We start from the raw sequence: 20,674 nt of genomic DNA, 5'->3' as shown, positions 1-20,674 counted from the left end.
CCCGTGACCGTTCAGTGAGCGTATGGCAAACGACGACCTCATCGCGGCACTGCGGGACGCTGACGCCGTCAAGTTCGGGGAGTTCGAGCTCTCCCACGGTGGCACATCGAACTACTACGTCGACAAGTACGTCTTCGAGACCAACCCCGACTGTCTGAACCTGATCTCCGAAGCCTTCGCCGAACGCATCGCCGAGTGGGACACGGACGCCACGCTCGCCGGCGTTGCCCTCGGTGCGGTCCCACTGGTCGCGGTCACCAGCGTCGAGACCGGTATCCCTTACGTCATCGCCCGCAAGCAGGCCAAAGAGTACGGCACGGGCAACCGCATCGAAGGCGATCTGACCGATGGCGAGGAGGTCATCATCCTCGAAGACATCGCGACGACCGGCCAGAGCGCGGTCGACGCCGCCGAGGCGCTCCGCGAGGCCGGCGCTGTGGTTAACCGCGTGCTCGTTGTCGTCGACCGTGAGGAAGGGGCCAGCGAGAACCTCGCCGACCACGACCTCGAACTGTCCTCGCTCGTGACCGCCTCTGACCTGCTCGCCGACGCGCCCGACGACATCGACGTGTAGCGCTGGCCGGACCGCTCTTGCCCCTGCGCGGTCGGGACACATCACCGATGTGTTCTTGACGCTGGCTCGCTTATCCGTGGCTGTAATGGCTAATCTCGAACTCTACGAACTCGAGGGCTGTCCGTACTGTGCGAAAGTAATCAAGAAACTCGACGAGCTGGGCCTCGAGTATGAATCCCACATGGTTCCACGGTCCCACGGCGAGCGGACCGAAGTGAAGGAGATTTCGGGCCAGACCGGCGTTCCAGTTCTCGTCGACACGGACAACGGCGTCGACGGGATGCCTGAATCCGACGACATCGTCGAGTATCTCGAAGAAACGTACGGGCAGTAGACCCAGCGCTTGCGGTTGGTCTCGTTTTCACTTGCGAAGACTGATAGCGCCGGCTCAGGCGACCTCTTCGCGGTCCTCGCCGCGCTCCATAATCAGGTCCCGCAGGTCGATGGCATCCTCGATGTTCTCCATCTCCTCCTTTTCGATGAGAGCGGTCCCCTCGACGGACTCCCGACGGAGTTCGTCGACGACGTACACCGACCGGGTCCGGGTCACCTCGCCGACCGAGGACATGATGCGGGCCCGTTTCTCGGCCGTTTCGGTGAACGCCGAGTGACCGGCAAGGACCTGTCCGTGCTCGTCGTCGCTTTCGTTGACGCTTTTGAACGGCGCGCGGTCCGTCGGGTGGACCTCGAATCCGATACGAGTGAACACCGTCACGATCGGCTCGTCCTCCGGTGCGATATCGGGGTCGTCCGGTGTCGGCTCGTCGTCCCGAACTTCTTCAGCGCCGTCAAGGACACTCACCGGCGAGGTCAGCGGCGCGTCGAACAGGTCTTCGAGTTCGGCGGCCACTTCCACGGATGCATCCATTCCGTCCTCATATTTCGAAACTGTCCGGCGGGAGACGCCCAGTTCCTTCGCCAGTCGGCCAAGCGACCAGTCCCGATTCTCACGTACGTCGGCGAGGATCTCGGAGTCGATGTTGACGTAGAGTCCACCCGGAGCGGCGTAGATGAGCGGCGGGACCTCCTCGACGAACAGGTCCATCGCGGTGTCGGGCGACAGCACGGGGACACCGTGCCTGAAGTAAACGACACCGGGTTTTAGCTCTTCGTCGCGCGTTCGGAGGCCGATCACAATCGGCGTGGCGTTCAGGTAGGTGCCCAGTCGCCGCATCTCGCCGCCGGTCTGTGCGTCGAAGGCGTCGATGTTGCCCAGTATCTTCAGGAGCAACACGTCCTCACCGCGACGGGCAGCGATGTCGAAACTCTTCGGACGAATCGCACAGCGGTCGCTGACGAGGAAGCCAGCGTCTTCGAGCATCGCCATGACGTTTTCTACCAGCGCCGACCGTGACATAGTACTCTGTACCTCTACTGAGTCTAGCCCGCTCACCCATTATATGTATTGCGCCGTCCGTTGCCCTTTCAGGCCGAACTGGGCCCGTGACGAAAGGCGTTTGACCGCCTCGGGGCTACAGAGTAGTGTGACTGTCGTCGGTCTCGATGATACGGACTCGCGCGAACGGGGAATGTGTACGACTTACGCCGCCGCTTCCCTCGCCGAGTCGATACGGAACGCTGGGGGGGCTGTCGAGCGACTGCTCCTCGTCCGTTTGAACCCCGCTGTCGAACACAAGACCCGCGGGAACGCGGCGCTGGCGGTGCATACGGATCTCGACGCCGACACCGCGCTGGGGTTGGCCGCAGACGTGCTCGACATGGCCGAGACCGACGACCCCCGTACCAATCCCGGCGCTGTCGTCGCGGATTGTGACCCCGAAGCCGTCCCGCCGCAGGTCGCAACGTTCGCTCGCGAGACGATTCAGTCGATACAGGACCCGATGGCCGCGACGACGCTAGCTGACGTGGTCGGGTTCGCCCGGTGCCAGCGGGGCAACGGCCGCGGACTCGTCGGTGCGCTCGCGGCGGTCGGGGCCTGGGCCGAACTATCGGACTGGACCTACGAACACATCGCCTACCGGGAGCAAGACCGGTGGGGAACGGAGCGGTCGGTCGACAGCGAGAGCGTTCGCGTTGCGGCCGAGGAGTACTACCCCGACGTGTGGGATACCGTCGACCGCACGTCGGGCTATCCGGTCTGTGTGCCGCGGACGCCGTGTCCGATCCTCTACGGGATTCGCGGTGACGATCCCGACGCCTGTCGCGCCGTCGCTGACGCCATCGACAGCGAACCCATCGCCCGCCGGGCGACGTTCGTGACGAATCAGGGGACAGATGCGCACCTACAGGACGCCGCTGTCGACGCGGTCACGGCCGACAGCGCCTACCGTGTCACCGGGACAGTGGTTGAAGCCCCGGAAACGCGGGCAGGGGGACATGTGTTTCTTGCGCTCGAAGGCGACGGGACGACTCTCGACTGTGCGGCCTTCGAGCCGACAAAGGACTTTCGCGACCGGGTCCGGTCGCTCAGGGTCGGCGACCGAATCACCGCCTGCGGTGAAGTGACCGACGGCACGCTCAAACTGGAGAAGTTTGCGGTCCGGGAACTCGTTCGGACGGAACTCGTCACGCCGGACTGCCCGGACTGTGGCCGGTCGATGAAATCTGCCGGTCGGAAGCAGGGCTATCGGTGTCGGGACTGCGGGACCAGCGCTGACGGCAAGATCACGGAGTCCATCGAGCGGGGGCTGGAATGCGGGTGGTACGAAGTGCCGCCGGTCGGACGCCGCCACATCGCGAAGCCGCTAGTCCGTGGCGGGTTCGACGCGCCCACCCACCCGTCCCGCTGAGGCAGAGTGGTGTCTTGTGATCCCGGCCACTATTGGCCCCGAAGCCGACACGCTTCCGAAATGGGCTCCAGCAGTTCGCACGCGACGCGATCCCGTCGCGTAACCGCTTGCTCAGTGGTTGATCGCGGCACCAGTCCCAGCTGCTATCTGGTTCGAACCGGCTACTGGTGAGTAAGCACCACGAATATTCCGGTAATACGGAGATATACCTCAATTTAAACTACGGATAACAATGTTGATATACAGCTATGTGCGGCCATGAAAACTGAGTGTTCGGATACCAGCGGCGAAATACGACAGACGGCGAAGTTGCCGAGACGCTACTGACTGTCGAACGTGAGCCTGCTGCGGGTGGTGGCCAGCCCTCAATCCTGTTTCCGTCCGCAGCACGGGCTCGGAACTAGCAGCGAACTGGTTGGCCGTTTCGTCTGACCGTCTCGTCTCTCTCGACGACGTTCAGTAGTCCTTACGCCCGATAATCGACTGGTAACAATAGTGATACCTGTCGTGAATCGGGACATGGACTCCGACACCCGGTCGACGAGTGAGGTGACGGCAGCGGCTGCTGACGACGAGGGAACGCTGCCTGCCGTGGTCCGTTCCCGGCCCGACGGCAGCGAGCGACTCATCTGCTACGCGCCAGATGTCGACACGGCAGACGTAGAGGACCAGTGGCTCTCCGTCGATGCCGACTTTCCGGTGTCGACGCTGCTGATGCGGTAGGCTAGTCGTTTCGTCCGGTCAACGCAACAACCACGTCGTCACCGTCCTGGAGTTCCCCCCGCTCTCTGAACCGGGGTAGCGCCGCTGTCGCCGTCGCACACGTCGGTTCGACGTGAAATCCCGCTGCACCGAGCCGATCACGTTCCCGCTCCGTTGCTGCCGCGGAGACGGCAACGGCGGCACCACCGGTTGCCTCGATTGCGTGCCGTATTTGCTGGCCGCGCGGCGGGTCCCGGATGTGGATGCCATCGGCGAGGTCGTTGGCAGCGGCATTGTCCGGGACACCCCCGTCCTCGTCCTCGTCGGCGATAGGACTGTACCCGACCGCTTGTGTCCCCAGTATGCGCGGGATAGCGTCCGTCCACCCAGCTTGCTCAAGCGCCCGAAATCCCCGATAGAGGCCGAGAAACAGCGTCCCGTGACCAAGCGGTGTGACGACGGAATCCGGGACGTGCCAGTCTCGCTGGGCGGCAATCTCGTAAGCGGCCGTCGCCGTCCCAGCGAAGAAGGCGGGGTTCCAGGCGTGGCTGGCGTACCAGCCCGATCCGCTTTCCACGGCGTCGATACAGGCCGCGGTTACGGCCTCTCTACTGCCCTCGACTGAGATTACGTCTGCTCCGGTTCGCTCGATCCGGCGAACCTTCGACTCCTTCGCGCTCGCGGGAACATATATCTCTGCGTCCAGTCCCGCTCGTGCCGCGTAGGATGCGACTGCGAGCCCGGCGTTGCCCGATGAGTCTTCGAGGACGCGGTCGGCCCCGACTTCGACCGCTTCGGCGATGACCGTCGCCGCGCCGCGGTCCTTGAAGCTCCCTGTCGGGTGGAGCGACTCAAGTTTGAAGCTGGCGTCCCACTCGGGCGCATCGACCAGCGGCGTCCAGCCCTCACCGAGACTGACTCGCTCGTCCATCGGGAGGAACTCGGCGAAGTCCCAGACGCCGCTGGTCCGTGAGAACTGCCCCGGTCGGCTGTCGGGTAGTGGCTGACTGGCGTAATCAAGTGGAGCCCCGCAGGAACACCGCCAGGGTTCCTCACGCGGGTACTCCCGGTCGCAGACGCTACAGGTGCGCATAGGACCACTGGGGCACTGCCCGTTCAAAAACCGGCGGCATCTCAGACGACAAAATCGAGGTCTGGGGCCGCAGCGGAGCGGACAGAGCGATGGCCGGGTGGCCGCTCCGCGGCCGAGGACGCCCCTCGAAGTAAAAAGTGGGTTCTAGTAGGTATCGATGTTCGTCCCGACTGAACAGACGTACTCGCCGGTCGCGACCTGCGGGAGCCGGCGGGCGCGCCAGAACACGCCGCTTGAGTCGGCGGTGATTTCGGCCTTCGGCTCGCCGAACACGTCGGTCACCTCGAACAGCGTCTCGCCGCGGGAGACCCGGTCGCCGAGGTCGGGTTTGAGGTCGATGAGGCCGCCGACCGGGGAGCCGTACTGTTCGAAGCCGGAGGCACGGGTCTGGGGACGGGTGTCGTGGTGGCCATCGAGGAACCCGTAGTAGTGCAGGACGTTGAACACACCGTCGACGCCCCGCTGGATTGACTGCTCGTCCCAGCCGACACAGCCGCCGAGTTCGGGATCGATCGTCGGAACGCCCTCGTCAGGGGCAGCGCGGGCCAACTGCCCGTCGGGGCCTTTCTGGTCGAGGATGTAGCCACAGCCGAACACTTTCGCCAGTTCGAGACATTCCTCGTGGAGGCGATGGCGGGTGCCACACCGGACCCGCACCTCGTCGATCATCTGCGAGGTCGAGCCCTGATGCAAGTCGAGCACGTAATCGGCGCTGATGGCGGCGTTGAACGTCGCCGCGGCGATGCGCTCGCTCGACGTCCCCGTTTTGTCGCCCGGATACGCTCGGTTCATCTTCGTGTCGTCGACCGGATTGCGGTGCTCGGCGACCTGGAACGCATGGTAGTTGACGACGCCACAGACCAGAATCGTCCCGGACAGCTCTGTCGGGTCGAGTTGCGGGAGCGTCCGCTGGATGACGCCGACGCCGTTTAGTTCGTCGCCGTCGCTGGCCGCCTGTATGTAGAGCGTCCGTCCGTCGTCGACACCGTTGACGACGGCGACCGGTAGCCCGAACGTCGACCCGTCGCGGGTCTCACCGACCTCCAGCCGCCCCGTGTCCTTCTCACCGGGAGCGGCGGTCGCCGTACCGAAAGTAACCATTGTTCTCACGTTTGCCTTGGGAGCCTTTACTGGTTCGGATTACAGCAGCAGTTGCGCCGGACCGACGGCATCTTGTGGCCGCCGACCCTACGAGTCGGTGTGTCCCAGTCCGAGCCACAGAGCGGCAAAGCGGCGATGGTCGCGGCCTTGAACGTGCCACGCAACGCGACAGTCGGCTTCGTGCTCGCTGGCCTGTTCACGGCGGGGCTGTTCGCCCTGTTCGTCCTGCCGGGGGCCCAACGGCCGATTGGCTTCTACGTGGCGCTGGCGTTCGTCCTCGTGACTTCGCTTGGTGGGCTGTTGACAGCGCTGTTTACGGCTGTCTCGGCCGTGCGACTCGCCAGACAGTAGCAGAACGCTATACTCCCTTTGTCAGGTCCGTAAGCCGGTCGCCGCCGGTTCGAGTCCCCTTCGCAATGAGTACGTCGCCCGTCTGGAGCTGCGTTTCCGGGCCCGGTGAGACGACCCAGTCACCGCCTTCACGTCCGGTCCGCTGGCTCTCTCCGGCCCCGCGCCGTATCGCGATTATCCGCATACCGGTCGCCGTCTTGACTTCCGCGTCGCCGATGGTCGTCCCCGCGAGGTCGCTGTTGGGATACACCGTCGCCCGGACGATGACTTCGTCTGACTCCTGAACGGCCTCCGCGACGACCGGATGCGTCGATAGCCCTCGCAGGACGCCCTCGCTCATTTCCAGCGCGGCATCGGAGATGACTTCCGTCGACCGGGCTAGGTGCACCAGTCCCCGAAGCGACACCGGGTCGTCGATGTCGGCGGCAGCCCGGAGCGTCCAGGCCTCAAACCGGGACTGCAGCGCGTCGACTTCGGCTTCGAGTTCGACGACCTCCTCGGCGACTTCCGTGCTGTCGAACAGTACCGCGCCGTAGGCCAAATCGACTGCCAGCTCGCCCATGTCTTTCATCAGGACGATAGAGTCGACGGCACGTTCGAGGTCGCGGACGCCGCCCTCGGGTGGTGCCGGCGGTTCGTACGCGTCGCCAGTCGCGTCCTGATACACCTCGGCGATACCGTCTTCGGGGCCACGGAACAGCACCACGTCGCCCACTTCGAGGCGCGTCTCTCGGTCGGGGTTGAGCAGCCAGGTCCCCTGCCGGCGAACCGCCAGCGCGCGGACGCCAGTCTCGGTTTCGAGATTGAGGCCTCCGAGCGTCTCGCCGGCCAGTGCGGACTCAGAACCGATTGTCGCCCGCACGAGCGTCTCGACCGCCTCGGGTAGCGCCGCCCGCATCGTGTCCGGCAGGCCGATGTCCTCCAGTACCACCTTGGCGATGTCACCAGCGGCGTCGCTTATTTTCTCTGCGGCCCCGACCATCCCCAGGACGGGGGCCAGTGCTTCCGCGTCCGCCGTCGAGCGACAGGCCATCAGGAGGCTCATGCGTGCGCGCAACTGGAGGACGTCCATCTTCTCCTCCAACTCCAGCACCTCCGCGGCCACATCGTCGCTCCCCAGCAGGACAGCCGAGTACGAGAGGTCGATGAGCAACTCGGCGGTGTCTTTCATCTCGGCCAGCACCTGCTTGACGCTGACCGGTTCGTACTCGACCGTCCCTGTCAGGTCCATAGCCGCCGGTTCGACGGCCCCGAGCAAAAACGTTCCTCACTGTGAGGCGAGGTAGCGCGCCCCCCGACATCAGCTGCGACTGGCCGTTTGCATACGAGTATGGGTGCAACATTGGAGTATAGCCCCAGTGATGTGCCGAATCCGCTGGACACTCGTTCAATAACTGTTCCTGACATTGTGCCACACACGCTCAGAAAGAAAATGTTTTTCCCGGAAGGTAGGGAAGAGATTGCGTATGTCCGACGACCTCAAGAAGGGACTCGAGGGTGTCATCGTCGCCGAGTCCGAACTCAGCGTTATCGACGGCGACGCTGGCAAACTCGTGTATCGGGGGTACACCATCGAGGACCTCGCAAAGGGTGCCAGCTACGAAGAGGTGCTGTACCTGCTCTGGCACGGCCACCTGCCGAACCGGGACGAGCTCTCCGAGTTCAAGCAGGCGATGGTGGAGGCACGCGACGTGGACGACGACGTCATCTCGACCGTGCGACAACTCGCCGAAGCGGACGAGAACCCGATGGCAGCCCTCCGGACCGCGGTGTCGATGCTCTCGGCGTTCGACCCTGCGCCCGAAGACGCCGAGCCGACCGACGAGACGGTCAATCTTGAAACGGGCCGACGGATCACGGCCAAGATTCCGACCATCATCGCGGCCTTTACTCGCATCCGCGACGGCAAGGAGCCCGTCGAACCTCGCGACGATCTCGACCACGCGGCGAATTTCCTCTACATGCTCAACGGCGAGGCGCCCGACGACGTGCTTGCCGACGTGTTCGATCAGGCGCTTGTGCTCCACGCCGACCACGGCCTCAACGCCTCGACGTTCTCGGCTATCACGACGGCGTCGACGCTGTCGGATGTCCACAGCGCGGTCACCTCCGCCATCGGGACGCTGAAAGGACCGCTCCACGGCGGTGCCAATCAGGACGTTATGGAGATGCTCAAAGAAGTCGACGACGCCGAATCTGACCCACTTGAGTGGGTCCAGAACGCCCTCGACGAGGGCCGTCGCGTCTCCGGCTTCGGCCACCGCGTCTACAACGTCAAGGACCCTCGTGCGAAGATTCTCGGCGAGCGGTCGAAGGAACTCGGCGAGGCCGCCGGGACGCTGAAGTGGTACGAGATGTCGACTACCATCGAGGACTACCTCATGGAAGAGAAGGGCCTGGCCCCGAACGTCGACTTCTACTCCGCGTCGACGTACTACCAGATGGGCATCCCTATCGACATCTACACCCCCATCTTCGCGATGTCTCGCGTCGGTGGCTGGGTCGCGCACGTCTTCGAGTACATCGAGGACAACCGTCTGATCCGCCCGCGCGCCCGCTACGTCGGCAAGAACCCCGACGAGACCACGTTCGTGCCGCTGGACGAGCGGTAAGAAACCGTCCCGAGTGCGAGCGTAGCGAGCACTCGGTCTTTTTCGCCCACGTTTTTGCCGTGAGCGATGGCCGCAGGCCATCCGAACGGGAAAAAGGTGGAGGGTGACCGCCTGATCCGCCCGCGCGCTCGCTACGTCGGCAAGAACCCCGACGAGACCACGTTCGTGCCGCTTGAGGAGCGATAGGCCCGTTCCGCTACTGCTCGTCTAAAGAGTGAAGTACTGGCGGCCGTGAGCGCGTTTCATCGCGCGAACCGGGGCAGGGCAGGGCGGCCAACATCCGGCGGCGACGCCGCCGGTTCCCGGAATCAGCACAGGACCTATGTCCTGTCGAATTTTTCTGATATCGAACGCTGCGGTAACGGACGCGTAGCGACTGTCCGCGAACGAAGTGAGCGGTTCACCGAACGCGAGCGTAGCGAGCGTTCGGCCTTTTTCGCCACCGAAAGACTCGCGTCACTCGTCTTTCGAGCCCTCGTTCGCTCCGCTCACGAGGACCACGTTTTTGCGCAGGGGTTGAGGGCGCGTAGCGCCCGAACCCCCCGTGGAAAAAGGTGGTTAGCCAAACACCGACTGGAACCGCGTCACGCCGTCGTCGGTGCCGGCGATGACGAGCTTGTCGTTCGGTTCGATAGTCACGTCGGGGCCGAGGTCGGTGATGACCGACCCGTTCCGTTCGACGGCGACGACCGTACAGCCCGTCCGTGAGCGGACATCGGCCTCGCCGAGCGTCGTATTCCCGAGCCCGTTGGCAGTGACGCGGATGACCTCGACTTGCTGGTCCATCGAGATGACGTCTTCGTCTTCGAGAATCGTGGAGGCGAGCATCCGGCCGCTGACCGTCGACAGCGCGAGGACGTAGTCAGCGCCCGCCCGATACATCTTCTGGACGTTTTCGCTCTCCTCTGCGCGGGCGATGATTTCGACGTCCGGATTGAGGTCACGGATGACAAGCGTCGCGAACTCGGTGTCGGTGTCCGCCGACAGGGCGAGAATAACCGTTCTGGCTGTGCCGACGCCGACGTGCCGAAGCTCCTCAGGTTCCGTGGCGTCCCCGACGACATCGACGTCCGGCCCGTCGGCCTGATCGAGCACCGTATGCGGCACCCCGGCGTTCGTAAGCGCCGATGTGATCGTCTGACCGACTTCGCCGGCGCCGATGACAACGGTCTCCCCGCGGCGGAAGCCACGCACGCTGGAGAGTGTCATCTCCTTGAGCTGTTCCAGTTGGGACTCAGTCCCTGACACCAGTAGGACCGTACTCCCGTCGAGTTCGGCGTCGGGGTCGGGCGGACTCACGAACTGGCCGCGGAACCACGCGCCGATGACGTTGACGCCGGTTTCCTCGCGGATGCCGCTGTCGGCCAGCGTCGTCCCGACGAGGTCGCTCCCGCGGTGGATCGGCAGTTCGGCGATGTCGAAGTCCTCGCCGATCTCGATTGAGTCCCCGAGCGTCGTCGAAATGCCAGTTGTCACCTTGCTGGCGAGGCTCTCGCCGAGCAGGCCACGCGGCGACAGGACGGCGTCGGCACCGGCGAGGTCGTGATACTTCGCGCGGTCGGGCTCCTTGACGACGCTGACGGTCTGGACTGACTCGTCGACTTCGCGGGCGGTGAGGATGATACTGGTGTTCACCTGGTCAGACGCGTCAGCGACGAGCGCTCGGGCGGACGACAGATGTGCTCGTTCAAGCCCGTCGACGGACTGCGGGTCGGCGTGGATGACGTAGTACCCGTCCTCGTAGAGGTCGTTTGCCCGGTTCCGGTCTGGTTCGACGATGACGTAGTCCACACCCCAGGTGTCCAGTTCGGTGACGAGCGTCTCACCGCGGGGGGAGAACTGACAGATGACGACGTGGTCGTTGAGGCCGTTCTCGACCGTGCTCGGGGCTGTCGTCTCCATCGCCTCCTCGAACAGCGGAAACAACAACACCGGCAGCGCGAGAAAGATGAGTACGACGCCGGTGATATCCATCACGATAATGAATAGCCGCATCTCCGTGGTGCTCCACGGCGCGTCCGACCCGTATCCGGTCGTGGTGAACGTTTCGACCACGACGCGAAGCGACCGCAGGAACGGTTGCGGGTCGTTTTCGAACGTCGCCATTCCGTAGTCGTACGCGAACGCATACCCCAGAATAATGCCGCCAAGCGCGACGATGTACAACAGGGTCCGTCGCAGCCAGGTATCCATCTACTGTTTTCTGGGATACCGACTGTAAAACAGTTCTGTCCGACTCGCTGGTGGCCGTCTGTCGGTTCGGATGATAGGAGTGAGTGACCTTATCCGGCCGCAGTCTTGCACTTTCACTTTCACCGCGCTACGACGAGATTTAAGTTAATCGCGTTCGTTTCCCCGCGTGCAGTCACACGCTCCCCCCTTTCCGTTTCAGTACACTACCCGAGCAGCTGCGGCTATCGCGGCCGTCGATACCGTATAGTCGGCCGACAGTATAACATGGTGCGGTGAATAGCCACTCCCATGCTCTCGTTTGAGGATGTTCTCGCGGCACAGGATACCGTCTCTGAAACGGCCAGACACACACCGCTCGATTACTCGCATACGTTCTCTGCGATGACCGGCGCGGATGTCCATCTCAAGCTCGAACTGTTCCAGCGGACAGGCTCATTCAAAATCCGGGGCGCGACCAACCGCATTGCGTCGCTCTCAGAGGCCGAACGCGAAGCTGGTGTCGTCACGGCGAGTGCCGGCAACCACGCTCAGGGGGTCGCACTGGCCGCCACGCGAATCGGCGTCGATTCGAAAATCGTGATGCCGGAACGAGCACCAGTTTCGAAAGTGAAGGCGACCCGGAGCTACGGCGGTAACGTGGTCCTCCACGGTCGGGACTACGACGCGGCCGCCGAACACGCTCACGAACTTGAGCGCGAGGAGGGTCGGACCTACGTCCACGCCTTCGACGACGAGAAAGTGATGGCGGGACAGGGAACCATCGGACTGGAGATCTACGAGGACCTCCCCGGTGTAGATACGGTCGTCGTCCCTATCGGCGGCGGCGGACTCATCAGCGGTATCGCAACGGCGCTCAAAGGCAAGGACGAAAGCATCCGCGTCATCGGTGTACAGGCCGATGGAGCCTCCAGCGTGGCCGAGTCTCTGGAGAAGGGCCATCGTATCGAGCGTGACAGCGTCGAGACCATCGCCGACGGTATCGCCACTCGTACCGTCGGCGAGCAGACGTTTGAGGTGATCAGCGACCGCGTCGATGAGGTCGTGACGGTGTCGGACTCAGAGATTGCTGTCGCGCTGACGACGCTGTTAGAGCGCTCGAAAACGCTTGCCGAGGGCGCGGGTGCCGTGGCGCTGGCCGCCGTCATGGAGGAGAAGTTCGACTTTGAGGACGGCGAAACGATTGTGCCCGCGCTGTGCGGTGGCAACATCGACCTGAATATGTTGACCAACGTCATCATGCGCGGCCTGGTCGAGACCGGCCGCTATCTCAAGATTCGGACCGTCCTTCAGGACCGACCCGGTGCGCTGGAAGAACTCGTCGAGGTCCTGTCACGCGAGCAGGTCAACATCTACGGCATCGAGCACGACCGGACCAGTCGCGACGTGGCAATGAGTTCGGCCGAGGTCGAACTGGATCTTGAGACCCGTGGCCACGACCACGTCGACGAACTCATCGACGCACTCACTGACGAGGGGTACGAGGTCGACGTGCTCGTCTGACTCGGAGTGTCTGCGTTCGAACTGCTCCCGTCGAGGTCTTCTCGGTGGTAATTCCTGTCACGGTTCTGCGTTGATTTCGGCGGGGTTTTAGCCGCAGCGGCCACCGCTTCGTGTATGCGACGGCCCGCACGGACAGTACCAACCGGAACAACAGCACGGAGCGGGGGGCACTGATGGACCCGCGAACGAAGGCCAGCCTCCTGTGGGGCGTCGTCGGCGGCCTCGCGTTTCTGGTTCTCATCCAGGGTTACGAGCTGCTGGCCGGGACGCCGGTGTCGATACCGGTCAAAGCTGGCGTCGCCGTCGCCGTCGGCACCGGGGCGACGCTTGCCTCCTACCGTTTGCAGCCACGGCTGTTCGGAAACGAAAGCCCTTAATCGCCCGCCCTCACACTCTCGAAGTACGTGCCAGAATGGCCGAATCTGGTAAGGCGCACGCCTGGAAAGCGTGTTCCCATTTGGGATTCTGGGTTCAAATCCCAGTTCTGGCGTAGCGAGGTTCGAACGGAGCGAGACCCTCTGCAAACGTGAACGGGCGTTTTCTGTGACTGACTGCGAGAGGAGTAACAGCGACGACCGAATCAGCAGTCACGAAACGCTCACTGCCTGGGATTTGAGCACGCGAGTCGCAGCCCCGGAAGCACAGCGAAGCGAGCACCCCGGAACGTCTCGCCACCGGTTCAAATCCCAGTTCTGGCGTACCACCCTTTTCCACGGGGGGTCAGGCGCTACGCGCCCTCAACCCCCGCGCAAAAACGTCCTCAGAAGTCAAAGACTTCTGATGGGCTGCGTCAGAGCTCTGCTCTGACGAACGTGGGCGAAAAAGACCGGAACCGCCGCGAGCGGCGATTCCGGTGAAACGGCTCGCTTCGCTCGCCGCACAGTACCGTACAGCAACGCCCGGCCGACGGCGGCGCGTCACCGCACCGTTTTCCCGGGTCCAGCCCCGACAGCTAGCCGATGGTCGAACAGCGTGACGGCGACGAGATCGACCTGCTGGACTCCTCGATTCGGACGACCAGCGGAGCGCTGGTGTCGACGACGCTGTTCGTGCTCAGCGGCATCGTCTACGCGCTCGTCACGTCGCCTGCGGCGACCGGGACCTATTTTTTTATCGCCCTCTCTGTCTCGCTGGTCCTGCGTCCGATTCGAGGCATCAGCCAGGCGTTGAAGAAGGTCGGCAGTGAACGGGGGGAACTTGTCGGCCCGTATCTCGGTCTAGCAGCGCTGTTTGCCCTCGGATATCTCCTCATTGTCGGTGTGGCCGTGGCCGCGCTGGCCGGCACAATCGTCCGCAACACGGTGGTTTCGCCGGGGCTGCTCGCCCCCATCGGACTGTACGCGCTGTCGGTCGCGCTGTCGATGATTGTGTCGAGTCTGGTCGGTGCCATCGGCTACCCGAGCGTAGAGACGTGGCTCACAAGCACGCAGAGCGCCATCCAACTCGTCGTCTTGCTGGCGCTGGCCCCGATGCTGACGACCGCCGTCGACCTGCTGCTGGTCGTGGCCGGCATCCGGCTGGCGGTGCTCGGTCCTGTCTCCGTCGCGCTGGGTGTCGTCCCGACGCTGCCGGACCGACACGCCGTCGAGCGCGCCTGGGACTTCGCCAAGTGGAGCATCCCGGACCAGATTTTCGACCGCCTGTCGTACAACATGCCGGTGTACGTACTGGGCGTCGTCGCGACGCCAGCGGCCGTCGGTATCTACGAGGCCGCCGACCGGTTCGCCGACTTCGGCGCGACGATTTCCTGGCATCTCTCTTCCCCGCTGCTCACGAAGGTCAGCGGGGACTCCTCTGTAGGCGACACGCAGCTTGCCTATCTTGATGGTGCGGTCACCGGTGGAACGGGCGTCACCTTCGTCGTGTTCGGCTACCTGCTGGCTGCACACGACGTGGTCGCGCGAATCGCCTTCACCGGCTCGGAAAGCGTCTTCTCGGCGACTGTCCTGCTCGTCGGCGGCGTGAACATCCTCCGTGGCTTCTGGACGCTCACGTCACATGCCATGGAGGGTGTCGGAAAACCGAGCGTGAGCTTCCGCACAAAGCTCTACGGACTGGTGTTCAGCGTTCCAATCCCAGCGATATTCGGTGCGGAGTTCGGGGCTATCGCCGGGGCCGCCGGGTACGGCGTGATGAATCTGGTCATCTTCGGGTACGTCCTCTACTACTCCCGTGCCGTCTTCGGACGAATCCCACTTGAACCCACGGTAGCAACAGCCCTCACCGTCGGCCTCGGCGTCTCGTTTGCACTCACGACCGGTGTCGTCGCTGGCCTCGCGCGCGCTGGCCTCTCCCCGACTGTCGTTGCCAGCGTGGCCGCCGTGACGTGTCTCGTCGGCTTCGGCGGCTTCCTCGTCGCCGTGTCCACACCGGCCCGCCTCGTCGCCGCTCGGACGGCAACGCTGTGGCGCAGCCGGGTTCGTTCCCTGTTCGGGTGAGCGCCGCCCGTTCGTCGCTGCTGCCGTTCAGAGCCAGTGGTAGAACTCTAGCGTGTACCCCTCAGGGTCCTCGACGAACGCGGCGAAGGCCTCGGCGCGCTCGACTTCCGTCGGTTCGAGGACCGGCGCAGCGCCGGCGTCGATGGCCGTCTCGTAGGTCTCCTCGACGGCGTCGACGGTGAACGCGATGTGGTCCACGTCGGCGCGGTTCGGGGCAATCGGGGTGGTCCGGTCCGGGTCGTAGCGCAGTTGCAGGTCACCGTCGCCGTCCCGACCGAGATAGACGTTCTCGACGCCGTCTAACGTGAACCGATTCGTTTCCTCGAAGCCCAGTGCGCCGTAGAACTCTATCGCACGGTCGAGGTCCGAAACGCAGATAGCGGTGTGTGCGAGATCCATGCCGCGCCGTTGTGGACGGGTCGAAATGAGTGTGGCGGTAACGCGGCTGGCGCGGCCAGTTACAGCAGGTCGCCGCGAGCGACGGGCACGATGCTGCCGCCGACCCGGACATTGATATCTTCGCCGCTGCCGTCAGTCGAGAGATGCAACAGCGACGGCCGTCCCATCTCGTAGCCCTGCTCGACACGGGCCTCGACGGCAGGGCTTCCGAGCATCTCGTGGCGAGCGAGATACGCGGCCAGGCAGCCGTTCGAGGACCCGGTCGCGGGGTCCTCCGGAACGTTGTAGAACGGCGCGAACACGCGGACTGCGAGGTCATTGTCCTCGCTTCGCGGCTCCCGACAGACGGCGAGGACGTTCTTCGCGTCGCGGTCGCCGGTCACGGCGTCGTAGGCGTCCCGGTCCAGATTAATAGCTTCCAGCGCGTCGCGGTCGGCCACCGGAACAACGATTGTTGCCAGCCCCGTCGAGACGACTTCCACTGGCCAGTCGCGGTCCAGCCGGTCGACCGACAGGCCGAGCACGCCGGCGAGGTCCTCGTGGGCTAACTGCTCACCGAACTCGGGGGCCTGCTGTGTCATCCACAGGGTCTCGCGGCCGTCGCGCTCTTGCACTTCGACCGGAACCTCGCCGACAGGCAGGTCAAGCGTCACCGTCTCTGGTTGCCCCTCAGCCAGCTGGTCCCGGATGACCTGTACCGTTCCGAGCGTCGGGTGGCCGGCGAAGGGTATCTCGGCGGCAGGCGTAAAGATGCGGACCGGCCACGAACCGTCGGTCGGCTCGCCCGTAACAAACGTCGTCTCGGAGTAGTTCATTTCTGCGGCGATGGCCTGCATCTCCTCGCTACCGAGGTCGCCGGCGTCTGTCACGACGGCGAGTTGGTTCCCGGTGTATCGCTCCCGGGCGAACACGTCGACGATGTGAAACGGATGGGACATACCTGTTCGCTTGGCGGCGTCGGCAAAGAACACTCCGGACGGTAGTAAACTGGCAACAAGTAACACAGGATCACCGGGCTATTTGCCACCGTCAGCCCTGTTGCAGGCATGGACGCTGTCGCAATCGCCTGTTTCGACGGGTTCGACGAACTGGACGCCATCGGCCCCTACGAGGTGTTCGAGAACGCGGCGCGCTTCGGCGCGTCGTGGGACGTGACGCTTCGCTCGGTCCGCGACTCGGACGTGGTCACCGCAAGCCACGGACTCCGCGTGGAGCCGGACGGCCCGCTCGCCGACGTGACCCCGGACCTGCTCGTCGTGGCCGGCGGCGGGTGGAACGACCGGAGCGAGGCCGGCGTCTGGACGGAAACCGAACGCGGGGAGCTACCCGAGGCCGTCGCGGCGGCACACGACCGCGGCGCGACCGTTGCTGGCGTCTGTACCGGCGGCATGGTCCTCTCCCGAGCCGGCCTACTCGACGGCCGCCCCGCAGTGACCCACGGCGGCGCAATCGAGGACCTGCGGGCGACCGACGCGACCGTGGTCGACGCCCGAGTTGTCGACGACGGCGACGTCCTGACCTGCGGCGGCGTCACGTCCGGGCTGGACCTCGCCGTCCATCTCGTCGAACGCGAGTGGGGCGACGACGTGGCCGCCGCTGTCTGTGAAGAAATGGAGTACGAACCACGGGACGACGTGTTCCGCGGCGAGCGCTAGGCGTTCGCGCGGGCGTCCTCGAGCAGCGCCTGCACGTCGACGGCCTCGCCGGTCTCGCTGCTTTCGATGGCGGCGAAGACGATAGCCATCGACTGGAGGACGCTGTCGACGTTCGTCGGCATCGGGTCACCGCCGTCGATCCAGTCACAGAACTGCTCGATGAGCCAGGCGTTTTTCCAGTGAGGGCGCTCGGCCAGTGGCACCGTCTCGCCGTCGCCCTTGCCGATGCTCTCGAAGTTCCCGGTGTGGTAGTCGTCAGCATGGAACCGCTCGACATCACGGCGGTCGAGGACGACGGTCTGGTCCGAACACTCGGCGCGGAACTGCTCGTGGCCCCAGCCGTTCAGCGTCGTCGCGTTGGCGTAGCTACCCTCGTACTGGGCGCGGGTCCCGTCAGCGAAGTGCAGCGTCACGAGACCGGTGCAGTCACCGTCGTAGTCGGCCCCGTCGGGCGTCCACGTCTCGGCGTACACCCGTTCACAGGGCGAATCGGCCAGCGACGCGAGGATGTCGAGATGGTGGATTGCGCCGTCGAGCAGCAGCATGTTCTCCATCTCGTAGACGTAGTCGGCGTAGAAGCCGCGCTCGCGGACGTTCCCCGTGTACCGGGCTGTCAGATAATCGATGTCGCCGGCCTCCTCGACGGCACGACGGAACGTCGCCTTGTCTTGGTCGAACCGATGGCTCATCGTGACGCCCATCTTCTTGCCGGCCTCGTTGACCTTCTCTGCGACGCGGACCGACGCCTCCAGCGTATCGGCAATCGGTTTCTCCGAGATGATGTGCAGGTCGTGGGCGAGTGCTGTCTCCACGACGGCCTCGTGGGTCGACGGCGGCGTTACGATAGAACAGATATCCGCCGGGCGCTCCGAGAGCGCGGTTTCGAGGTCGGTGTAACACTCATCGGGCGACAGTCCGAGTTCCTGCTCGGCCAGTTCGTGCCGTTCCGGGTCGGTGTCGACCGCAGCGACGACCTCGATTCGGTCGTCGTGAACGTTCGGCGGGATCGCGTCCGTCGCCCAGGTGGACCCCTGGCCCCCCAGACCGACGTGGACTAATCGGTATGTCATGGCTCCGCTATTGCTTCAAGGAATAAATGCTGCACTATCTCCTCAGTACTCGTCCGCGTCCGGGAACTCGACGCGCCGCTCCATCCCGTCTTCGGCGAGCACGACCTCACCGTCGAACGCGTCACGGGCTTCGTCGACGAGCTGGTCGGTGCTCGCGGCGTAGCGGGTCGAGATGTGCGTCAGCGCCAGTGTCGACGCGCCGGCCTGTCGCGCTACGTCGGCGGCCTCACGAGCAGTGGAGTGGGCTGTCGCCTTCGCCCGCTCCTTCCGGTCCTCGGCGAAAGTGGCGTCGTGGACGAGCAGGTCCGCATCCTCGCTGGCTTCGATAACGCTCTCTGTTGGGAGCGTATCGCCGGTGTAGACGAAGCGTCGGCCGGGACGGGGCGGCCCGACGACGGCCTCCGGCTGGATGGTTTCGCCCTCGTGTTCGATGGCCTCGCCGCGGTGGAGCTTCGAGTATTTCGGCCCCGGCGGGATGCCGAACTCCTCCTCGGCTTTCTCCCGGTCGAACTTCCCCTTCCGGTCGTCCTCGTCGAGGACGTATCCGACGCTGGCACACCGGTGTTCGGTCTCGATAGCGCGGATTTCGTACTCCGGTCTGTCGAGGACTACATCGCCGGCCGACACCTCGTTGATGCGGACGGGAAACGAGGGGGTCGTCCCGTTCGCCTGGATGAGCTGTTTGATGTTTCCGCGCGTGCCCGCTGGGGTGTGGATGGCGATGGCGCGTTCGCGTTCGTTGAAGTCCCACGTCTGGAGCAGGCCCGGAATCCCGAGGACGTGGTCGCCGTGGAGATGCGTGACAAACAGGTGGTCGACGGCGAAGCCGGTCCCGAAGTGCATCATCTGTCGCTGCGTGCCCTCGCCGCAGTCGAAGAGGAGGTAGTCGCCGTCGCGGTTGACGAAGATGCTGCTCGTGTTGCGCTGGGTCGTCGGCACGGCCCCACTCGTCCCCAGAAACGTCACGCGCATGGTCATCGCATCCTCGACTGTCGACGGGTAAACCGGTGTCGAAAGGGCGTCGTCACCGGCGAGTTAGCACTCGGCGTCATGTTCGGGTGGATCACTGCGGCAGGCGCTTGTGTGGTTATTACATGGGTAGCCGTACTGAGGCAAAATACCGGCTGATTTCCGTCACCTCACGCTGTCTCCACCGAGAATTTAATGACCAGCAAAACAACTTAATCTCAGGAAGCTATCGTTCAGTCTCACTTTCCTGATTCGGCAACAATAGAGAACGGCTTAGCAGGTTATTATGCGTCTCTGAACTGTCTCCGCGGTTTATGTGTCACTCACCCATTGCATCGTTCGCATTGCTTTCCGATCACCGCAGAACCGAATCATGATACAAACTCGCACACTCGCCGTTCTCGTTGCGCTACTCGTCGTCGGCGGCCTCACCGCACAGGTCGGGGCTGTACCGGGCGTGACAGCGCAACAGGAATCGCCGTTAGAACAGGCCGCGAACACGGGGGTCACTGTCGACTCCCTGACCGCACCCCAGAGCGTCGCTCCCAACTCGACTGCCGACGTGGCCGCGACGGTCACCAACAATCAAAACACCGCGGTGACTGAATCCGTGGAATTCCGGTTCGACGGCGCTGTCGTCGACCGGACGCTCGTCACGCTTGAGTCTGACGAGAGCGCGACAGTCCAGTTCTCCGCGGACACCACCGGCATCGAACCCGGTGACTACCGTCACGGTGTCTTCACCAGCGACGACGGGCAGGTCGCCGCGGTTACTATCTCTGACTCGTTCACGCTGGAGAGCCTCGACGCACCGACGAACGCGACCGCCGGTGACAACATCACCGTCGACGCGACCGTCGCCAACCCGAACGACCTCAACACGACCCAGACCGTCGAGTTCCGACTGGGTGGCCAGCCGCTTGCCTCCGAGTCTGTGTCTCTCGACGCGAACGAATCTGGCGACGTGACGTTTACCGTCGATACGACCGGTGTCGAGCCGGATACGTACATCCATAGCGTCTTCACGCGCGACGACGGTGCGTTCGCCGAGATTACTATCGAGCCGGCAGCCGACGTGCCCGAAGAGCCGCCTGCGAACGAGACTGAAGAACCGCCAGCAGATGAGACTGAAGAGCCGCCCGCCAACGAAACTGAAGAACCGCCCGCGAACGAGACTGAAGAGCCGCCAGCGGACGAGACTGAAGAGCCGCCAGCGGACGAGACTGAAGAGCCGCCCGCCAACGAACTGAAGAGCCGCCCGCCAACG

20 protein-coding genes and 1 tRNA gene are annotated in these 20,674 nt (G+C 64.2%); 12 read left to right on the top strand and 9 right to left on the bottom strand.

From position 1 onward, the window contains the following. The first annotated feature begins 22 nt into the window (after positions 1-22). Both pyrE and C437_RS08340 read left to right on the top strand, forming a co-directional pair. Positions 23-574, top strand: a complete 552-nt coding sequence (pyrE, locus tag C437_RS08345) for an orotate phosphoribosyltransferase (protein ID WP_004516498.1) — start codon at positions 23-25, stop codon at positions 572-574. A gap of 85 nt (positions 575-659) precedes the next feature. Continuing rightward, positions 660-908 carry a glutathione S-transferase N-terminal domain-containing protein gene (locus tag C437_RS08340; RefSeq protein ID WP_004516497.1) on the top strand — a complete coding sequence of 83 codons (249 nt, stop codon included), beginning with the start codon at positions 660-662 and terminating at the stop codon, positions 906-908. 54 nt (positions 909-962) lie between these two features. Here the strand turns inward: C437_RS08340 and C437_RS08335 are convergent, their stop codons facing one another. Beyond that, positions 963-1,931 (bottom strand): transcriptional regulator, encoded by a 969-nt coding sequence (locus tag C437_RS08335; protein WP_004516496.1) that lies wholly within the window; start codon positions 1,929-1,931, stop codon positions 963-965. Between the two features lie 127 nt (positions 1,932-2,058). Here C437_RS08335 and C437_RS08330 point away from each other — a divergent pair, with 127 nt between their 5' ends. Further along, a complete protein-coding gene (locus C437_RS08330) occupies positions 2,059-3,324 on the top strand; it encodes a tRNA(Ile)(2)-agmatinylcytidine synthase (RefSeq protein WP_004516495.1) in 1,266 nt (421 codons plus the stop codon). Between the two features lie 519 nt (positions 3,325-3,843). Further along, complete coding sequence (locus C437_RS08325) at positions 3,844-4,047, top strand: hypothetical protein (RefSeq protein WP_004516494.1); 204 nt, start codon at positions 3,844-3,846, stop codon at positions 4,045-4,047. A 1-nt stretch (position 4,048) separates the two neighbouring features. On the opposite strand, the gene C437_RS08320 is transcribed toward C437_RS08325, so the two are convergent. Both C437_RS08320 and C437_RS08315 read right to left on the bottom strand, forming a co-directional pair. Further along, on the bottom strand, positions 4,049-5,119 hold the full coding sequence (locus C437_RS08320; protein ID WP_004516493.1) for a pyridoxal-phosphate dependent enzyme: 1,071 nt from the start codon (positions 5,117-5,119) through the stop codon (positions 4,049-4,051). Between the two features lie 144 nt (positions 5,120-5,263). Next, the gene (locus C437_RS08315) at positions 5,264-6,220 is read right to left on the bottom strand and encodes a succinylglutamate desuccinylase/aspartoacylase family protein (protein WP_004516492.1); all 957 of its coding nucleotides are present in this window, start codon (positions 6,218-6,220) and stop codon (positions 5,264-5,266) included. Positions 6,221-6,319: 99 nt separating this feature from the next. On the opposite strand from C437_RS08315, the gene C437_RS08310 reads away from it, so the two are divergent. Next, the gene (locus C437_RS08310; protein WP_449271424.1) at positions 6,320-6,571 is read left to right on the top strand and encodes a DUF7536 family protein; all 252 of its coding nucleotides are present in this window, start codon (positions 6,320-6,322) and stop codon (positions 6,569-6,571) included. A 7-nt stretch (positions 6,572-6,578) separates the two neighbouring features. Here C437_RS08310 and C437_RS08305 read toward each other — a convergent pair whose 3' ends face one another. Then, entirely contained in the window at positions 6,579-7,802 is a 1,224-nt protein-coding gene (locus C437_RS08305) for a potassium channel family protein (protein ID WP_049919696.1), read from the bottom strand. 235 nt (positions 7,803-8,037) lie between these two features. Here C437_RS08305 and citZ point away from each other — a divergent pair, with 235 nt between their 5' ends. Beyond that, positions 8,038-9,183, top strand: a complete 1,146-nt coding sequence (citZ, locus tag C437_RS08300) for a citrate synthase (protein ID WP_004516489.1) — start codon at positions 8,038-8,040, stop codon at positions 9,181-9,183. Between the two features lie 558 nt (positions 9,184-9,741). Here citZ and C437_RS08295 read toward each other — a convergent pair. Continuing rightward, complete coding sequence (locus C437_RS08295) at positions 9,742-11,376, bottom strand: potassium channel family protein (protein ID WP_004516487.1); 1,635 nt, start codon at positions 11,374-11,376, stop codon at positions 9,742-9,744. A gap of 288 nt (positions 11,377-11,664) precedes the next feature. On the opposite strand from C437_RS08295, the gene ilvA reads away from it, so the two are divergent. The 4 genes from ilvA (at position 11,665) to C437_RS08275 (ending at position 15,314) form a co-directional block, all read left to right on the top strand. After that, positions 11,665-12,876, top strand: coding sequence for a threonine ammonia-lyase (ilvA, locus tag C437_RS08290; RefSeq protein ID WP_004516486.1), 1,212 nt, complete (start codon positions 11,665-11,667; stop codon positions 12,874-12,876). A gap of 173 nt (positions 12,877-13,049) precedes the next feature. Then, on the top strand, positions 13,050-13,253 hold the full coding sequence (locus tag C437_RS08285; protein WP_004516485.1) for a hypothetical protein: 204 nt from the start codon (positions 13,050-13,052) through the stop codon (positions 13,251-13,253). Between the two features lie 29 nt (positions 13,254-13,282). Next, positions 13,283-13,366 (top strand) — tRNA-Ser (locus C437_RS08280). 469 nt (positions 13,367-13,835) lie between these two features. Next, positions 13,836-15,314, top strand: coding sequence for a polysaccharide biosynthesis protein (locus tag C437_RS08275; protein WP_004516484.1), 1,479 nt, complete (start codon positions 13,836-13,838; stop codon positions 15,312-15,314). Positions 15,315-15,341: 27 nt separating this feature from the next. On the opposite strand, the gene C437_RS08270 is transcribed toward C437_RS08275, so the two are convergent. Beyond that, on the bottom strand, positions 15,342-15,713 hold the full coding sequence (locus C437_RS08270) for a VOC family protein (RefSeq protein WP_004516483.1): 372 nt from the start codon (positions 15,711-15,713) through the stop codon (positions 15,342-15,344). A gap of 59 nt (positions 15,714-15,772) precedes the next feature. Beyond that, on the bottom strand, positions 15,773-16,651 hold the full coding sequence (locus C437_RS08265) for a PhzF family phenazine biosynthesis protein (protein WP_049919695.1): 879 nt from the start codon (positions 16,649-16,651) through the stop codon (positions 15,773-15,775). A 108-nt stretch (positions 16,652-16,759) separates the two neighbouring features. Between C437_RS08265 and C437_RS08260 the strand changes: the two genes are divergently transcribed. Further along, positions 16,760-17,368 carry a DJ-1/PfpI family protein gene (locus C437_RS08260; RefSeq protein ID WP_004516481.1) on the top strand — a complete coding sequence of 203 codons (609 nt, stop codon included), beginning with the start codon at positions 16,760-16,762 and terminating at the stop codon, positions 17,366-17,368. Here the strand turns inward: C437_RS08260 and C437_RS08255 are convergent. Together C437_RS08255 and rnz are read right to left on the bottom strand one after the other, a co-directional pair. Next, complete coding sequence (locus C437_RS08255; protein WP_004516480.1) at positions 17,365-18,438, bottom strand: Gfo/Idh/MocA family protein; 1,074 nt, start codon at positions 18,436-18,438, stop codon at positions 17,365-17,367. The two genes, C437_RS08260 and C437_RS08255, sit on opposite strands and share 4 nt — an antisense overlap. A gap of 42 nt (positions 18,439-18,480) precedes the next feature. Next, the gene (gene rnz, locus C437_RS08250) at positions 18,481-19,416 is read right to left on the bottom strand and encodes a ribonuclease Z (RefSeq protein ID WP_004516479.1); all 936 of its coding nucleotides are present in this window, start codon (positions 19,414-19,416) and stop codon (positions 18,481-18,483) included. Between the two features lie 364 nt (positions 19,417-19,780). Between rnz and C437_RS08245 the strand changes: the two genes are divergently transcribed. Beyond that, positions 19,781-20,674, top strand: an 894-nt coding sequence (locus C437_RS08245) for a CARDB domain-containing protein (RefSeq protein WP_004516478.1), incomplete at its 3' end; no start/stop codon positions are given.

Source organism: Haloarcula vallismortis ATCC 29715, assembly GCF_000337775.1.
Taxonomy (GTDB): domain Archaea; phylum Halobacteriota; class Halobacteria; order Halobacteriales; family Haloarculaceae; genus Haloarcula; species Haloarcula vallismortis.
The sequence above is the reverse complement of the archived record's forward strand: the minus strand, read 5'-3'. Positions and strand labels throughout refer to the sequence as shown.